15 protein-coding genes are annotated in these 13,933 nt (G+C 65.4%); 9 read left to right on the forward strand and 6 right to left on the reverse strand.

Features of this window, described 5'->3' with window-relative positions; translation table 11 throughout:
• Positions 1–10: 10 nt before the first annotated feature.
• Entirely contained in the window at positions 11–397 is a 387-nt protein-coding gene (locus tag G9Q80_RS07870; RefSeq protein WP_074620598.1) for a RidA family protein, read from the reverse strand.
• A gap of 236 nt (positions 398–633) precedes the next feature.
• On the opposite strand from G9Q80_RS07870, the gene G9Q80_RS07875 reads away from it, so the two are divergent.
• The 9 genes from G9Q80_RS07875 to G9Q80_RS07915 all read left to right on the forward strand — a co-directional run bounded on the left by G9Q80_RS07875 (position 634) and on the right by G9Q80_RS07915 (position 8,957).
• Positions 634–1,623, forward strand: coding sequence for an ABC transporter substrate-binding protein (locus G9Q80_RS07875; protein ID WP_088713819.1), 990 nt, complete (start codon positions 634–636; stop codon positions 1,621–1,623).
• A gap of 47 nt (positions 1,624–1,670) precedes the next feature.
• The gene (locus G9Q80_RS07880; protein ID WP_232788118.1) at positions 1,671–2,471 is read left to right on the forward strand and encodes an ABC transporter ATP-binding protein; all 801 of its coding nucleotides are present in this window, start codon (positions 1,671–1,673) and stop codon (positions 2,469–2,471) included.
• On the forward strand, positions 2,468–3,319 hold the full coding sequence (locus G9Q80_RS07885; protein ID WP_043138805.1) for an ABC transporter permease: 852 nt from the start codon (positions 2,468–2,470) through the stop codon (positions 3,317–3,319). The genes G9Q80_RS07880 and G9Q80_RS07885 overlap by 4 nt, the downstream gene beginning before the upstream one ends.
• On the forward strand, positions 3,319–4,575 hold the full coding sequence (locus G9Q80_RS07890) for a cytosine deaminase (RefSeq protein ID WP_088713817.1): 1,257 nt from the start codon (positions 3,319–3,321) through the stop codon (positions 4,573–4,575). Before G9Q80_RS07885 ends, G9Q80_RS07890 begins: the two co-directional genes overlap by 1 nt.
• Entirely contained in the window at positions 4,572–5,969 is a 1,398-nt protein-coding gene (locus G9Q80_RS07895; RefSeq protein ID WP_088713816.1) for an FAD-binding oxidoreductase, read from the forward strand. Before G9Q80_RS07890 ends, G9Q80_RS07895 begins: the two co-directional genes overlap by 4 nt.
• A gap of 99 nt (positions 5,970–6,068) precedes the next feature.
• A complete protein-coding gene (locus G9Q80_RS07900) occupies positions 6,069–6,647 on the forward strand; it encodes an NAD(P)H-dependent oxidoreductase (protein WP_069208859.1) in 579 nt (192 codons plus the stop codon).
• Between the two features lies 1 nt (position 6,648).
• Positions 6,649–7,245 (forward strand): NAD(P)H-dependent oxidoreductase, encoded by a 597-nt coding sequence (locus G9Q80_RS07905; protein ID WP_088713815.1) that lies wholly within the window; start codon positions 6,649–6,651, stop codon positions 7,243–7,245.
• A complete protein-coding gene (locus G9Q80_RS07910) occupies positions 7,242–8,171 on the forward strand; it encodes an isopenicillin N synthase family dioxygenase (protein ID WP_232788117.1) in 930 nt (309 codons plus the stop codon). The genes G9Q80_RS07905 and G9Q80_RS07910 overlap by 4 nt, the downstream gene beginning before the upstream one ends.
• Before the next feature lie 3 nt (positions 8,172–8,174).
• A complete protein-coding gene (locus tag G9Q80_RS07915) occupies positions 8,175–8,957 on the forward strand; it encodes a creatininase family protein (protein ID WP_269799288.1) in 783 nt (260 codons plus the stop codon).
• Positions 8,958–9,000: 43 nt separating this feature from the next.
• Here the strand turns inward: G9Q80_RS07915 and G9Q80_RS07920 are convergent, their stop codons facing one another.
• From G9Q80_RS07920 to G9Q80_RS07940, 5 genes are all read right to left on the reverse strand, one after another.
• Positions 9,001–9,837: an amidohydrolase family protein gene (locus tag G9Q80_RS07920; protein ID WP_088713814.1), complete on the reverse strand. Its 837-nt coding sequence runs from the start codon at positions 9,835–9,837 to the stop codon at positions 9,001–9,003.
• 11 nt (positions 9,838–9,848) lie between these two features.
• A complete protein-coding gene (locus G9Q80_RS07925) occupies positions 9,849–10,928 on the reverse strand; it encodes a Gfo/Idh/MocA family protein (protein ID WP_088713813.1) in 1,080 nt (359 codons plus the stop codon).
• An 84-nt stretch (positions 10,929–11,012) separates the two neighbouring features.
• Complete coding sequence (locus G9Q80_RS07930; protein WP_043138820.1) at positions 11,013–12,005, reverse strand: sugar-binding protein; 993 nt, start codon at positions 12,003–12,005, stop codon at positions 11,013–11,015.
• Positions 12,006–12,041: 36 nt separating this feature from the next.
• A complete protein-coding gene (locus tag G9Q80_RS07935) occupies positions 12,042–13,097 on the reverse strand; it encodes an ABC transporter permease (protein ID WP_083242172.1) in 1,056 nt (351 codons plus the stop codon).
• Positions 13,094–13,834 carry an ATP-binding cassette domain-containing protein gene (locus G9Q80_RS07940; RefSeq protein ID WP_088713812.1) on the reverse strand — a complete coding sequence of 247 codons (741 nt, stop codon included), beginning with the start codon at positions 13,832–13,834 and terminating at the stop codon, positions 13,094–13,096. Before G9Q80_RS07940 ends, G9Q80_RS07935 begins: the two co-directional genes overlap by 4 nt.
• Between the last annotated feature and the right edge of the window lie 99 nt (positions 13,835–13,933).

Below are 13,933 nucleotides of genomic sequence, written 5' to 3' on the forward strand. Positions count from 1 at the left end.
TGCAATCGGATCAGGGGCGCAGGGCGGTGACTTCGACCTCGACCAGGAATTCGGGGCGGGTAAAGCCCGAGACGATCATCAGGGTCGACGCGGGCAACACGCGCGCATCCGCCAGCCAGGCGTCGCGGGCGGCCATGTAGCCCTGCATGTGATCGCGGTGCGTGACATAGGCATTGATGCGCAGGGCGTGATGTTTCGATGTGCCGCCCGCTGCCAGGATGGCGTCGATATTGGCGAAGCAGAGCGCGGCCTGCGCCTCGGGACCCTCGGGGACGCTGCCGTTCAGGGCCAGCGGCAACTGCCCCGATGTCAGGACGAGGGAATCGGTTGCGACGCCGTGGGCATAGCGCGCGAAGGGCGCGGCGATCGTGTCGGGGATCAGGCTGTCGATTGGCATCCCTGGCGCTCCGTTGTGCGGGGGCACATTGGCGCCTGTCGGCGGGATTGACCAGATCACCCGCAACAGGCGCTTTCCGGGCGCCGCATTATTCATCGCACGCCCCGCGTCTGCACGAATCCTGTGCGCGCCCGCCGAAAAACGGACCATCCGGTCAGAGATGCCGATTGCCCGGAACAAGGTGCGCTTTCAGGCTCTGCGCAAAGACGCCAGAAACCGCGACAGAGAGGTCCCCCATGAAGTTCACTGCCCTTGCATGTGCCGCGGCCGGCACCCTTGCCGCGCCCGCCTTTGCCGAAAGCCACATGACCGAGGTCGCCTTTGGCACCAACTGGCTGGCCCAGGCCGAGCACGGCGGGTTCTACCAGTCCGTGGCGGATGGCACCTACGAGGCCTGCGGGCTCAAGGTCTCGATCCTGCCGGGCGGTCCGCAGGTGAACAACCGCGCGCTTCTGCTGGCCGGGCGGATCGACTACCACATGGGCGGCGACCTGCTGCAGGCCTTCAACGCCGTGCAGGAGGGCATCCCGGTGGTTTCCGTCGCGGCGATCTTTCAGAAGCACCCGCAGGTCATCGTCACCCACCCGGGAAAGGCCGAGACCTTCGAGGATCTCAAGGCGCTGGACCTGCTGATCGGCGACAACGGCTATCAGTCCTACTACCAGTGGATGATGGCGGCCTATGGGTTCACCCCCGAACAGCGCCAGCCCTATACCTTCAACCCCGGGCCGTTCCTGGCCAATGAGAATGCCGGGATGCAGGGCTACCTGTCGTCGGAACCCTATCTGGTGGAAAAGGAAGGCGGCTTTACGCCGGATGTCTTCCTGATCGCCGATGCGGGCTATTCCACCTATGCCACCACGATCGAGGTCATGGCCGACACGATTGCCAAGAAACCGGACGAGGTGAGCTGTTTCGTCGATGCCTCGATCAAGGGATGGTACACCTATCTTTATGGCGACAACGCCGCGGCCAACGAACTGATCAAGGCCGACAACCCCGAGATGACCGACGACAAGATCGCCTTTGCCATCGAGAAGATGAAGGAAAACGGCATCGTCGATTCCGGTGACACGCTGGAGGCGGGGATCGGCGTCATCACCGACGAGAAGGTCGGTGACTTCTACGCCAAGATGGTCGAGGCCGGCGTGATCGGTGAGGTCGACTGGCAGTCCGCCTATACCACGGAGTTCGTGGGCAAGGGCGTGGGGATGGATCTGAAGTAAGGAAAGGCCCGGGCCGCGCCCCCACCGCGATCCGGGACAGCGATGCGATGACACCGTTCCGCCAACCCTCGGGCCAACGCCCTGAACTGCTCAGGATGGCGCAGGTGGAAAAGACATTCCACGGCGGCGTCATCGCCTTGCGCAACATGAACCTGACCGTCAACGAAGGCGATTTCGTCTCGTTGCTGGGGCCATCGGGCTGCGGCAAGTCGACGGCGCTGAAACTGGTGACGGGGCTGATGCAGCCGACGTCGGGGCGGATCGACTGGGCCGGAGAAGATGGCGCCGGGGAAAAAGGGGCAGGGGATCTGGGCGTGGTGTTCCAGGAACCGACGCTGATGCCCTGGGCGCGGGTCTTGGACAATGTCTATTTGCCGTTCCGTATCCGGGGCGTGCCCTTTGCCGAGGTCCGCGACGAGGTGCTGGAGGTGCTGCGCCTCGTCGGGCTGGAGAAATTCCAGCGCGCCTTTCCGCGCGAACTCTCCGGCGGCATGAAGATGCGCGTGTCCATCGCGCGGGCGCTGGTCACGAAACCCCGGCTGATCCTCATGGACGAACCCTTTGCCGCACTGGACGAGATCACGCGGTTCAAGTTGAACAACGACCTGTTGGCCTTGCGCGAAAAGATCGGTTGCACGGTGATCTTCGTCACCCATTCGGTCTTTGAAAGCGTCTTCCTGTCCGACCGCGTGGTGGTCATGGCGGCACGGCCCGGGCGCGTGATCGAGGAACTGACCGTGGACGCGCCCTATCCGCGCAGCGAGGCGTTCCGCACCTCGGCGGAATATGCCCGCTATTGCCGCCTGGCGTCCAACGCGCTGCACCGCGCCACGGGAGAAGCGGCATGAGCGTGACGGACAGCAGGACACCCCCGGTCGATCACGAGGAAGCCGCCCGCGCGCGCCGCGAACAGGTGCTGCGGATCGCCAAATGGACGCTGCCGTCGCTTGTCATGGTGCTGACGCTGCTGGGCTGGCATCTCTATGTCACGCTTTGGGAAGTGCCGCATTACATCCTGCCGGGGCCTTTGCTGGTGTTGGACAAGCTGATCGAGGACTGGGACCTCTTGTGGGCCGCCACGCTGACCACCGGGCGGCTGACGCTGCTGGCGCTGGTCTTCGCGATCCTGGGCGGGGCTCTGCTGGCGGTGGCCTTTACCCAGTCGAAATGGATCGAGATGTCCTTTTTTCCTTACGCGGTGATCCTGCAGGTGACGCCGGTGGTGGCGATAGCACCGCTGTTGCAGATCTACCTGGACAGTCCCTTTGTCGCGGCGCTGCTCTGTGCCTGGATCGTGGCCTTTTTCCCGATCCTGTCGAACACGACGGTCGGGTTGAAAAGCACCGACCGCAACCTCGAGGACCTGTACACCATCTACGGGGCCAGCCGCTGGCAGCGGCTGCGCTATCTCGCGGCGCCCTCGGCCTTGCCCTATTTCCTGTCGGGCCTCAAGATCGCGGGCGGGCTGGCGCTGATCGGGGCCGTGGTGGCGGAATTCGTGATCGGCCGGGCCGGGACCGGACTGGGCCTTGCCTCGACGCTTCTCGAGGCGTCCTACCGGTTCAACTTCGGCAGGCTCTACGCGGCGCTGATCCTGATTTCCCTGATGGGGGTGACGATCTTTGCGGTCATGAGCCTGATCAGTCACCTCGCGCTGTTCCGCTGGCACGAAAGCGCGCTGAAAAAGGACGGTTGATGGATTTCACCTCTCTGCCGCACGGGGCCTTCACCCTGGCCAATGTCACCGTGCCCGCCTGCCTTGTCGGGCAGGAGGGCGACCTGGTGCGGATCGACATGGGGATCGAGGCAGGCCGCATCGCCCCGCCGGGGGGCGTGGCCGTGGACATGCGCGGGGCGATGGTCCTGCCGTGTTTCACCGACATGCACACGCACCTGGACAAGGGGCACATCTGGCCCCGCGCGTCCAATCCCGACGGCACCTTCATGGGGGCGCTGACCACCGTGCGCGCCGATCACGTCAACTGGAGTGAGGACGACCTGAAGGCGCGCATGGGGTTCTCTTTGCAGTGTGCCTGGGCGCATGGCACCAAGCAGATCCGCACGCATCTGGATTCGGCGGACGGGCAATACCTGCGCAGCTGGCCAGTGTTTTCCGACCTGCGCGAGACATGGGCCGGTCGGATCGAGTTGCAGGCCGCCAGCCTGGTGTCCTGCGAGGCCTACGGCACCGAGGAATACCCCGAGATCGCGCGCACCGTGGCGGAACATCGCGGTGTGCTGGGCATGGTCACCTACCCTGTGCCGGACCTCAAGGAACGCCTGCTGGGTCATTTCGCAACCGCGGACGCGCACGGGCTGGACGTGGATTTCCACACCGACGAGACGATGGATGCCAGTTCCGAAACCCTGCGCATGATCGCCGAGACGGTGCTGGAAACCGGTTACCAGGGCCGCGTCGTGGTGGGGCATTGCTGTTCGCTGTCCACCCAGGAAGAGGCGCGTGCGCTGGACACGCTGGATCTGTGCGCCAGGGCCGGGCTGCATGTGGTCAGCCTGCCGATGTGCAACCTCTACCTGCAGGACCGGGGCACCGGAACGCCGCGCCGCCGGGGCGTGACGCTGGTCCACGAGATGCGGGCGCGGGGCATTCCGGTCAGCTTTGCATCCGACAACACGCGCGATCCGTTCTATGCCTATGGCGACATGGACATGGTCGAGGTCCTGCGCGAGGCCACCCGCATCGCCCACCTGGACCACTGCGAAACCGACTGGATCAAGAGCTTTACCCTGGCGCCCGAGGCGGCCTGCGGGTTTGGCGTCAGCTCGCTGGAAACGGGCGCACCCGCAGACCTGGTGATCTTTCGCGCCCGCGACTGGACCGAGTTCTTTGCCCGCCCGCAAAGCGACCGCATCGTGTTGCGCGGGGGCGAGGCCATCGACCGCAAGCTGCCCGACTATTCCGACCTCGACAACCTCTGGAAGACCTCATGACCGCAGACATCACCGCCGCCAAGGCCGCCCTGGCGCATCTGGACCTCGTCGATGCCGAAACCCCGGTGCGCGCCGCCTCGCGCGATTTCTTCTGGTACTCGCCGGTGCTGAAGGCGCGGCTGGATCATGTCACGGCGGATTTCGTTGTCCGCCCCCGGACCGAGACCGAGGTGATCGAGGTCTTGAAAACCTGCTATCAGCACGACGTGCCGGTGACGACGCGGGGCGCGGGCACGGGCAACTATGGCCAGGCCATGCCCTTCGAGGGCGGCTGCGTCCTGCACCTGAACCGGATGACCGAGGTCAGGGAGATCGCGCCGGGCCGCGTGGTGGTGGAGCCGGGCTGCCTGCTCAAGGACCTGGATGCGGCCTGCCGCGAAACCGGGCAGGAAATCCGCATGTTCTCCTCCACCTGGGCGACGGCGACAATCGGCGGCTTCATCGCGGGCGGCTCGGGCGGGGTGGGATCGGTCACATGGGGCTCCTTGCGCGACCTGGGCAACATCATCCGCCTGCGCGTCGTGACGATGGAGGCCGAGCCGAGAGTGCTAGAGTTTACCGGCGAGGAACTGGCCCGCGTCAGCCACGCCTATGGCACCAATGGCATCATCACGGAAATCGAAATGCCGCTGGCGTCGGCCTATGACTGGGTCGACATCTTTGTCGCCTCCGAGGACTTCGGCGCTGCGATGGCACTTGCCGACGATCTGGCGAACGAGGACGGCCTCCTGATCAAGCTGGCCAGCGTCTACGAGGCGCCCACGGCCCATGACTATTTCCAGCGCGTCCGCCCGCATGTGAGCGAAGATGATCACCTCGTCGGGCTGATGGTCGCACCGCACAGCATGGACGGGTTCCTGACCTTTCTCGCCCGGCGGCCCGGGGTGCGGATGATCTATCGCTCTGACGATCACGACTGGCCGCGCGGGCCGGGGCCGGTCTTTGAATACGGCTGGAACCACACGACGCTGCGCGCGCTGAAGGTGGACCCCTCGATCACCTATCTGCAGGTGCGCTATGGCTTTCCCGACCACCGCGCGCTGGTCGAGGAGATCCGGGACACCTTTCCGGGCGAATGCATCCAGCATCTCGAAGCGATCCGGGCACATGGCAAGGTCGGCTTTGCCGGGCTGACGCTGGTCAAGTTTTCGACCGAGGAGCGGCTGGACGAAATCATCCGCATCCACGAGGAAAAGGGCGCGCTGGTCTTCAACCCGCATCGTTACACGCTGGAAGAAGGCGGGCGGCAGACGGTGGACGACGTGCAGCTGGCCTTCAAGCGCGAGGCAGACCCCAAGGGCCTGCTGAACCCCGGCAAGATGATCGCCTGGGACGATCCGGACTGGGCCTACGAACGCATGTATGCCTATCCAAGGATGCAGGCGGCGGAATGAGACGGCACGGGAAAGGGGAGGGGCGCTGCCCCTCTGGCGCCTGCGGCGCCATTCACCCCGGGGGTATTTTGGCCAAGAAGAAGCAGGGGGCGCGGTGAGATGCGGGCGCTTGTGCTTTTTGCCCATCCCTGTCCGGAAAGCCTGTCCGCGGCGCTGCATGCGCGCGTCGTCGAGACGCTGACGGCCCGCGGCTGGGAGGTGGACGATTGCGACCTGAACGCCGAAGGCTTCGACCCGGTGTTGAGCGAGACCGAGCGGCGCGGCTATCACGAGGTGCCGGCGAACCTGGGGCCGGTGGCGGCGCATGTCGAGCGGTTGCGCGCGGCCCAGGCGCTGGTGTTGGTCTTTCCGGTCTGGAACTTCGGCTTTCCGGCCATTCTCAAGGGATATTTCGACCGGGTGTTCCTGCCCGGCGTCTCGTTCCGGCTGGAGGACGGGCGGGTGAAGCCGAACCTGACCCATATCAGGCGGCTGGCGGCGGTCACGACCTATGGCGGCACCCGCTGGCGGGCCTTCATGGCGGGCGACCCGCCGCGCAAGATCGTGCGCCGGGCGGTCTGGCATGTCACGCGGCCTGAAAAGACGCGCTATCTTGCTCTTTATGGCATGAACCGGGCCACGGAGACACAGCACGCGGGGTTCCTGGACCGCGTGGAACGCGAGATGGAGCGGTTCTGACGTGCGGGCCTTGGTGGTTTACTGTCATCCCTCGCCCGAAAGCTTTACCGCGGCGGTGCTGGACACGGTGCTGTCGCGGTTGGAGGCGCGAGGCGCCGAGGTGCGGGTGCAAGATCTTTATGCGCGGGGCTTCGACCCGGTGCTGGCCCCCGATGAATGGGCCGGCTACCTGGACGAACCGGGCAACCGGGCACCGGTGGCGGAAGAGGCGGCGGACCTGCGATGGTGCGACACACTGATCTTTGTCTACCCGACCTGGTGGTACGGTCTGCCGGCCTTGCTGAAAGGCTGGCTGGACCGGGTGATGCTGCCCGGCGTGGCCTTCGAGATGCCGAAAGCGCCGGGTGAGAACATCGCGCCCGGGCTGACGCAGGTCACGCGGCTGGGGGTCTTTACCACCTGCGGGGCAAGCTGGTGGCTAACGCGCTGGATCGGTGCGCCAGGTCGGCGGACGCTTTTGCGCGGTGTGCGCCTGCTCTGTGCGCCGCGTTGCCGTACCGCCTTTGCCGCGCATTACCTGATGGACAGTTCCACGCAGGCCAGCCGCGCCCGACACCTGGCCCGGCTGGACCGGGTGCTGGACAGGTTCCTTGCATGACGACGGAGGCAGGCATGATCCCGGTTCTGGACTGGTCACGGTATGAGGACGATCCCGAAGGCGTCAGCGCCCGTCTTGGCGCGGCCTGCCGCGACAGCGGGTTCTTTTGCCTGGCCGGGCACGGGGTGCCGGAAGATGCGATTGCAAGGGTCTTCGACCAGGCCAGCCGGTTCTTTGCCCTGCCGGAGGCGGAAAAGGCGGCGCTGGACATCGCGCTTACGCCGCACAACCGGGGCTGGGCAAGGATGGGCAGTGAACGCCTCGACGAGACCTCGGGGCAGGTGGACCGCAAGGAGGCCTTCAACGTCGGGCTGGACCTTGCGGCGGACGATCCCCGCGTGCTGCGTGAAGACCCCTTTCGGGGTGTGAACGTCTGGCCCGATCTGCCCGGGTTTCGTGAGACCCTCCTTAGCTACTATGACCATGCCTGGCAGCTTGGCGTGGCGCTGCACGGGGCTATCGCGCGGGATTTCGGACTGACCCCCGGCTATTTCGCGCCGCATTTCACCGCGCCGATGGCGACGCTGCGGCTGTTGTCCTATCCGCCCGGCAGCGGTGCGGAGGGAGAGATCGGCGCCGGGGCGCACAGCGACTACGGGTCGATCACCCTGCTCTTGACCAATGGCGAGCCGGGCCTGCAGGTGCAGGCCCTGTCCGGGGACTGGATCGACGTGCCGCATGTGCCGGGCGCCTTTTTCGTCAATATCGGCGATTGCCTGATGCGTTGGTCCAACGATCTGTACCGATCCACGCCGCATCGCGTGCTGCCCCCGGCGCGGGCGCGCAGGTCGGTGGCCTTTTTCCTGGACCCGAACCCGGACAGCGTGATCGCCGCCCTGCCGGGTACGGGCACGCCACGATACGCGCCGATCACCGGGGCCGCGTACCTCCGGTCGCGGCTGGACGCCACATACAAAGGAGATTGAGGCTTGAGACGACTGGACTGGACCGAACGGCGCGCACCGGAATTCGAGGCCGTGGACCCGATGAAGACCATCGCCGTGCTGCCCACGGCGGCGGTGGAACAACACGGGCCACATCTGCCCGTGGGGACCGACACGATGATCGCGGACTACATGCTGTCGTTGCTGCGCGAGACATGCCCCGAGGACCTGGACCTGGCGATCCTGCCGGTCATGGCGGTGGGCAAGTCGAACGAGCATCTCTGGGCGCGGGGCACCTTGACGCTGAGCGCGGCAACGGCCCTGGTCGCCTGGACGGAGATCGGCCTGTCCGTGGCGCGCGCGGGCGTGCGCAAGATCGTCATCGCCAATTCGCATGGTGGCAACCTGGACCTGATCTCTATCCTGTCGCGCGAGCTGCGCGTGCAGGCCGGGATGCTGGCGGTCAAATGCCAATGGGGGAATTTCGGCCACCCCGAGGGGATGTATTCCGATCATGAACGGCGCTTCGGTATTCATGGCGGCGATGTCGAGACCTCGATCATGCTGGCCTGCCAGCCGCAGTGCGTGGACATGAGCCGGGCCGAGAACTTCCCGTCGGCCGCAGAGGGCGCCGCGATCCCGCCTACGGGACCGATCAGCCGGGGGTGGATCGCCTCGGACCTGAATCCGGCGGGGACCGTGGGCGACGCCTCTGTCGCGACGGCGGAAAAGGGCGCGGCGACCGCACGGCACCAGGTGGAGGGGTTCATCGAGATGCTGCGAGAGGTGGAGGCGATGGCGCTGCCCTCAACGCCAGCGAGCCTCTGATGCGTTTCAAATCAGGGTATTGGGAGGAAAAGTTCACCTGCTGTCAAAGCCGGTAGAACCGTTTGGCAGTACCGCTGAACACCTGCGCGTGGTCCGCCTGTGACAAACCGGCGGTCAGCCGAAGTGCCTGCGCGTGCCAGTCGGCATAGTTGCAGCGCAGGCGGGCCACCGGCCAGTCCGATCCCCACATGACGCGCTGCGGCCCAAAGACCGACAGGATGTGACCGACGTAGGGCGCGAGCAGATCATCCGACGGCAGTTCATCGGCCTCGGTCACGAGGCCCGACAGCTTGCAGAAGGCGCCGGTTTCTTGGGCCAGGCGGGTCATGCCCTCCGCCCAGGCGTGGAAACTGTCGTCGGAATGGCTGCGCAGTTGCGGTTTCAGGCAATGATCCAGCACCACCCGCATGTCGGGATAGCGGTTCAGCAGCTCCAGAAAGGGCGCCTGGTGCCGGGGAAAGCCAAGCGCGTCGAACGTCAGGTCCATCTCGATCAGGGCGTCAAAGGCCCATTGCACCTCTGGCTTCAGCATCCAGAGGTCATCGGGAATGTCCTGGATCATGGGGCGCACACCGGCGAATTTCGGATGCCTGGCAAGGTGTTGCAGGGTGTTCCTCTGATCGGGATCCTCGAAGTCGATCCAGCCGACGACCTTGGCAACATGCGGCGTGCAATCGGCGATGCCCAGCAGGTACTCGGTTTCGGCCACCGTGGGCGCCGCCTGGACCAGGACCGTGCGCGTGACACCCGTCGCCTGCAGACCCGGGGCAAGGTCTGCCGGGTGATAGGGAACGCTCAGCACGGGGTCATCAGCGGGCATCCAGCCATAGTCGTCGCGCGCGGGATGCCAGAAATGATGATGGGAATCGATATGGTCCATGTCCGCCTCCGTCAGAGAACAAGCCGGTGGTCGGTGCGCGGCACCCGGCGCAGCGTGTCCGGGCCCGGGTGGACCGGGCGCGGGGGCAGGGTGACAGGCTGTGCCTGGCCCGTCCTCATGGCCTCTTCGATGGCGCGCATGATCGCCACGTCGGCCAGCCCTTCGGCGCCGTCATCCTCGGGCCGCTGCCCCCTCCGGATGCAGTCCGAGAAATAGGCGGTCTGCGCGCCGAAATGATCGCAGTCGGGCGCCACGACGCGGTCTTGCGGTGCACCGGCGGCGCGCTGGGTTAGCGCAAGGTCGGTTTCGAACCGGAACGCCGGAGAGACATCCAGCGCGCCTTTCGTACCCAGAACCGTATAGCTGTCCTGCTCATCCGTGCCGAAACTGGCGATGAACTGCGCCAGCCGTCCGCGCGGGAAACGCAGGGTGACGGCCACGCTTTCCTCGACCTCGGAAAACCGCGGGTCGCCGTCGCCATGCGAGCCCATCGCGGCAACCTCCGTCGGTTCATCGCCAAAGACATGGCGGGCGGCGTTCAGGCAATAGACGCCGATGTCCTGCAAGGGGCCGCCCCAGTGTTCCGCCCGCAAGCGGTGGTTGTCCGGTGCCGACTGGAACCCGAAGACAGAGGTAAAGACGCGCGGGTCGCCGATCTCTCCGCGCCGGATGCGCTCCAGCACCTCGATGGTGCCGGGTTCGTGGTGCAGGCGGTAGGCGGTCATCAGGTAGGCGCCCGAGGCCTCCGACGCGGCGATCATTGCCCGGCATTCGGCCACCGTGAGGGCCAGCGGCTTTTCCACCAGCGCATGTTTTCCGGCCTTCAGAGCGCGGATGGTGTAATCCGCATGCAGCGAGTTCGGCAACGCGATATAGACCGCGTCAATGCGATCCGAGGCCAGCAGAGCGTCGTATTCATCGTAGGGCAGCACCTCGGGGATGCCGTGGAAATCGGCCAGTTTCCGCGCCGCATCCGTGCTGCCGCTGACGATGGCCGCGACTTCGGAATTATCGGTCTGGGCCACTGCCGGAAGAAAGGCGATCTGAGAGATCCAGCCTGCGCCGACGACCGCGTAACGTACCCGTTCCAATCACTTTCTCCCATGTATACGGGGGGCACCCCGTGAAAACGGCGGCGCAGGGATGCGCCGCCGTCCTGTCACATCAACCGGCGATCACTTTACGCAGGTGTCGATGTTTTCGTTGTTGCAGACGTCCAGCCCGGTAAAGATCGGGTCGTCCACGTCCTTGCCCTCGGCGATGTCCTTGAGGATGTACATTGCCTTGTAGCCCATCTCGTAGGGGCGCTGACCGACCAGGCCATTGCCCAGCCCGTCCTTGGTCTGCGCGATCTGCATCGGCAGCGTGTCGGCCACGACGATGGTCAGGTCGCCGCTGTCCATCTCTGCCTTGTAGGGCTCGGCGGCGTTGCGATAGGCGTTGTCGAACCACTGGGTAAAGGCGCCGGTCGACAGGAAGGCCGTCAGGTCCGGGTTGGCCGCCAGGATGTCGGTCAGGCCCTGCACGGCGACGTTACCGTCGTCGTTGGTGATCAGCGGGCAGCCCGCGATCTCTGTCCAGCCGTTGTCACCGTCCAGCGGGCGGCCCGGAGGATCGCCCAGCTCGGCCCCGGCTAGGGTTTCCCGCGCGCCCAGCAGGCGCTCGTTGTGGTTTGCCGCGGCGGCGCCGCCGGTCTGCAGGCAGATGGTGCCGCCGTCGGGGTGACGCGCCATGACCAGTTCCGCCAGGTGCACGCCGATGTTGTAGTTGTTGGTGCCGACGTAGGTGGTGCGCAGGGCCTGGTCCTCGGGCAGCAGGTCCGAGTCCCAGGTCATCACGGGGATGCCCGCATCCGCCGCGGCGCGCAGAACCTTGGCCATCGCGGGCGCGTTGGAGGGCGCCACGGCGATCCCGTCGACACCCTTGGTGATGAGATCCTGCACGATCTGGATCTGCTCCAGCTCTGTGTGTTCGCCGGGGCCGATGTATTCGCAGGTCACGTCGTCCAGCTCTTCCTGCGCGGCGTAACAGCCGTCGCGGGCAAGGTCGAAGAACGGGTTGTTCATTGCCTTGGGTACGAGGGCAAAGGTGTAGCCCCCGTGGCTTTCTGCGAAGGCCGGTGCGGCAAGCGCCCCGATCAGCGCGGTCGCGGTCAGCAGTTTCTTCATGTCTTTCTCCTCCCTGAGTTTCATGAAGTGAGGGGCTTATTTGCCCCCTCGATTGCGGAGCTGTTCCAGCAGGACTGCAAGAATGAGGAACAACCCGACAAAGAATTGCTGCCAGAGCGCCGGGATCCCGGCGAGCAGCAGCGAATTGCGGATCAGTTCGACCAGCGCGGCCCCGATGGGCGCGCCAAGGGCGTAGACGATGCCGCCCATCAGGTTGGCGCCGCCGATCACGCTGGCCGCGATGACGTTGAGTTCATAGGTGGCGCCCATGCCGTTGGTGGCCGATCCGGTGTAGCCGATGAACATGAAGGCCGCGATGCCGGTACAGATCGAACAGACCATGTAGACCGAGACGATCACGCGTTCGACCGGGATGCCCGAGAGTTTCGCCGCATGGGCGTTGCCGCCGATGGCGATGACCCAGCGGCCCCATTCCGAGTAGCGCCAGACCCAGAGGAAAAACAGCGTCATCACGGTCAGCACCCAGACGACATTGGGCACGCCCAGCATGCTGCCGCCGCCGATCCATTCAAAGAGCTCCTGGTCGGGGCCGAATTCGTAGACCATCTTGTTGTTCGAGATCACCATGGCGATGGACCGGGCCATGGCCAGCATCCCCAGCGTCACCACGAAGGGCGCCAACCGGACATAGGCGATCAGCACGCCATTGATGAGCCCCACCAGCGCGGCGGTGCCGATGCAGGCGACAAAGCCGATCTCGACGCTCCACCCGGCCTGCAGCACCAGCGCCAAGTTGATCCCGCAAAGCCCCAGGAGCGAGCCGACCGAAAGGTCGATGCCCGCGGTGCAGATCACCGCCGACATGCCCAGCGCCATGATGCCGAAAAAGGCCATGTTGCGGGTGATGTTGAAGAGGTTGCGTTCGGTCAGGAAGGCGTCGGAGACGAAGGTCATGACAAACCCGATGGTGAGGATCGCCACGAAGACCCAGAAGGGCTGGGTGCGGATGATGGCGCCGATGCCCGAGACCTCGCGCCGAGAGGTGATGCTGTCGTCGATGGCGGCGTGATCCACCGGCGTCTGCGCGGTCTTGTCATGGGCGTCTTGCGGTGTGTTCGTGCTGTCGGTCATGCTGCCTCGATGGCTCCGATGATGAGGCCCGTGACTTCCTCGGGGCTGGTGTCGTCGATGCGCTTGTCGGCCACCTTGGTGCCCCGGCGCAGGACGGCGACCCGGTCGCAGACCTCGAAGACGTCGGGCATCCTGTGGCTGACCAGGATCACCGCGTGGCCGGTGGATTTCAGACGTTTGATGAGGTTGAGAACCTCGGCGACCTGGCGGACGGAAATTGCGGCGGTGGGTTCGTCCATCAAGACCAGTTTCGGATCGCTGAGGCGGGTGCGCGCGATGGCCACCGCCTGGCGCTGGCCGCCGGACATCTGTTTCACCAGATCGCGGGGGCGGGTTTCCGATTTCAGCTCGGAAAACAGTTCGCCAGCCTTCTGGTACATGGCGTTGTAGTTGAGACTGCGGAACGGCCAGACGCCCGACTTGATCTCGCGCCCGAGGAAGACATTGGCCGCCGCCGTCAGGTTGTCGCAAAGCGCGAGGTCCTGGTAGACGATCTCGATCCCGTTGTCGCGCGCATCGAGGGGGCGGGTGAAATGCACCGGGCTGCCATCGATGCGGATCTCGCCGGTGGTCGGAGGGAAGTTCCCCGCGATGATCTTCATCAGCGTGGATTTCCCGGCCCCGTTGTCGCCCATCAGGCCGATCGCCTCGCCGGGGGCAATGCTCAGATCGACCCCGTTCAGCGCGTGGATGGCGCCGAAACTCTTGGTGACCTGTCTGAGCTCCATCAGGCTCATGCGCAGCTTCCTCCCTTGTCCGCACGACGTTTGGTCCGCCATCAAGGATGGCCGGCAAAATCCTGTCAGGGCTGGGTAAACCGCCCCGTCAGGTGGCGC

Source organism: Mameliella sp. LZ-28 (assembly GCF_012274245.1).
Lineage (GTDB): Bacteria > Pseudomonadota > Alphaproteobacteria > Rhodobacterales > Rhodobacteraceae > Antarctobacter > Antarctobacter albus.

Bases quoted from the DNA above. Each gene is read 5' to 3' on its own strand.
- G9Q80_RS07870 (WP_074620598.1), bottom strand. From the start codon at position 397: ATGCCAATCGACAGCCTGATCCCCGACACGATCGCCGCGCCCTTCGCG.
- G9Q80_RS07875 (WP_088713819.1), top strand. From the start codon at position 634: ATGAAGTTCACTGCCCTTGCATGTGCCGCGGCCGGCACCCTTGCCGCG.
- G9Q80_RS07880 (WP_232788118.1), top strand. From the start codon at position 1,671: ATGACACCGTTCCGCCAACCCTCGGGCCAACGCCCTGAACTGCTCAGG.
- G9Q80_RS07885 (WP_043138805.1), top strand. From the start codon at position 2,468: ATGAGCGTGACGGACAGCAGGACACCCCCGGTCGATCACGAGGAAGCC.
- G9Q80_RS07890 (WP_088713817.1), top strand. From the start codon at position 3,319: ATGGATTTCACCTCTCTGCCGCACGGGGCCTTCACCCTGGCCAATGTC.
- G9Q80_RS07895 (WP_088713816.1), top strand. From the start codon at position 4,572: ATGACCGCAGACATCACCGCCGCCAAGGCCGCCCTGGCGCATCTGGAC.
- G9Q80_RS07900 (WP_069208859.1), top strand. From the start codon at position 6,069: ATGCGGGCGCTTGTGCTTTTTGCCCATCCCTGTCCGGAAAGCCTGTCC.
- G9Q80_RS07910 (WP_232788117.1), top strand. From the start codon at position 7,242: ATGACGACGGAGGCAGGCATGATCCCGGTTCTGGACTGGTCACGGTAT.
- G9Q80_RS07920 (WP_088713814.1), bottom strand. From the start codon at position 9,837: ATGGACCATATCGATTCCCATCATCATTTCTGGCATCCCGCGCGCGAC.
- G9Q80_RS07930 (WP_043138820.1), bottom strand. From the start codon at position 12,005: ATGAAGAAACTGCTGACCGCGACCGCGCTGATCGGGGCGCTTGCCGCA.
- G9Q80_RS07935 (WP_083242172.1), bottom strand. From the start codon at position 13,097: ATGACCGACAGCACGAACACACCGCAAGACGCCCATGACAAGACCGCG.
- G9Q80_RS07940 (WP_088713812.1), bottom strand. From the start codon at position 13,834: ATGAGCCTGATGGAGCTCAGACAGGTCACCAAGAGTTTCGGCGCCATC.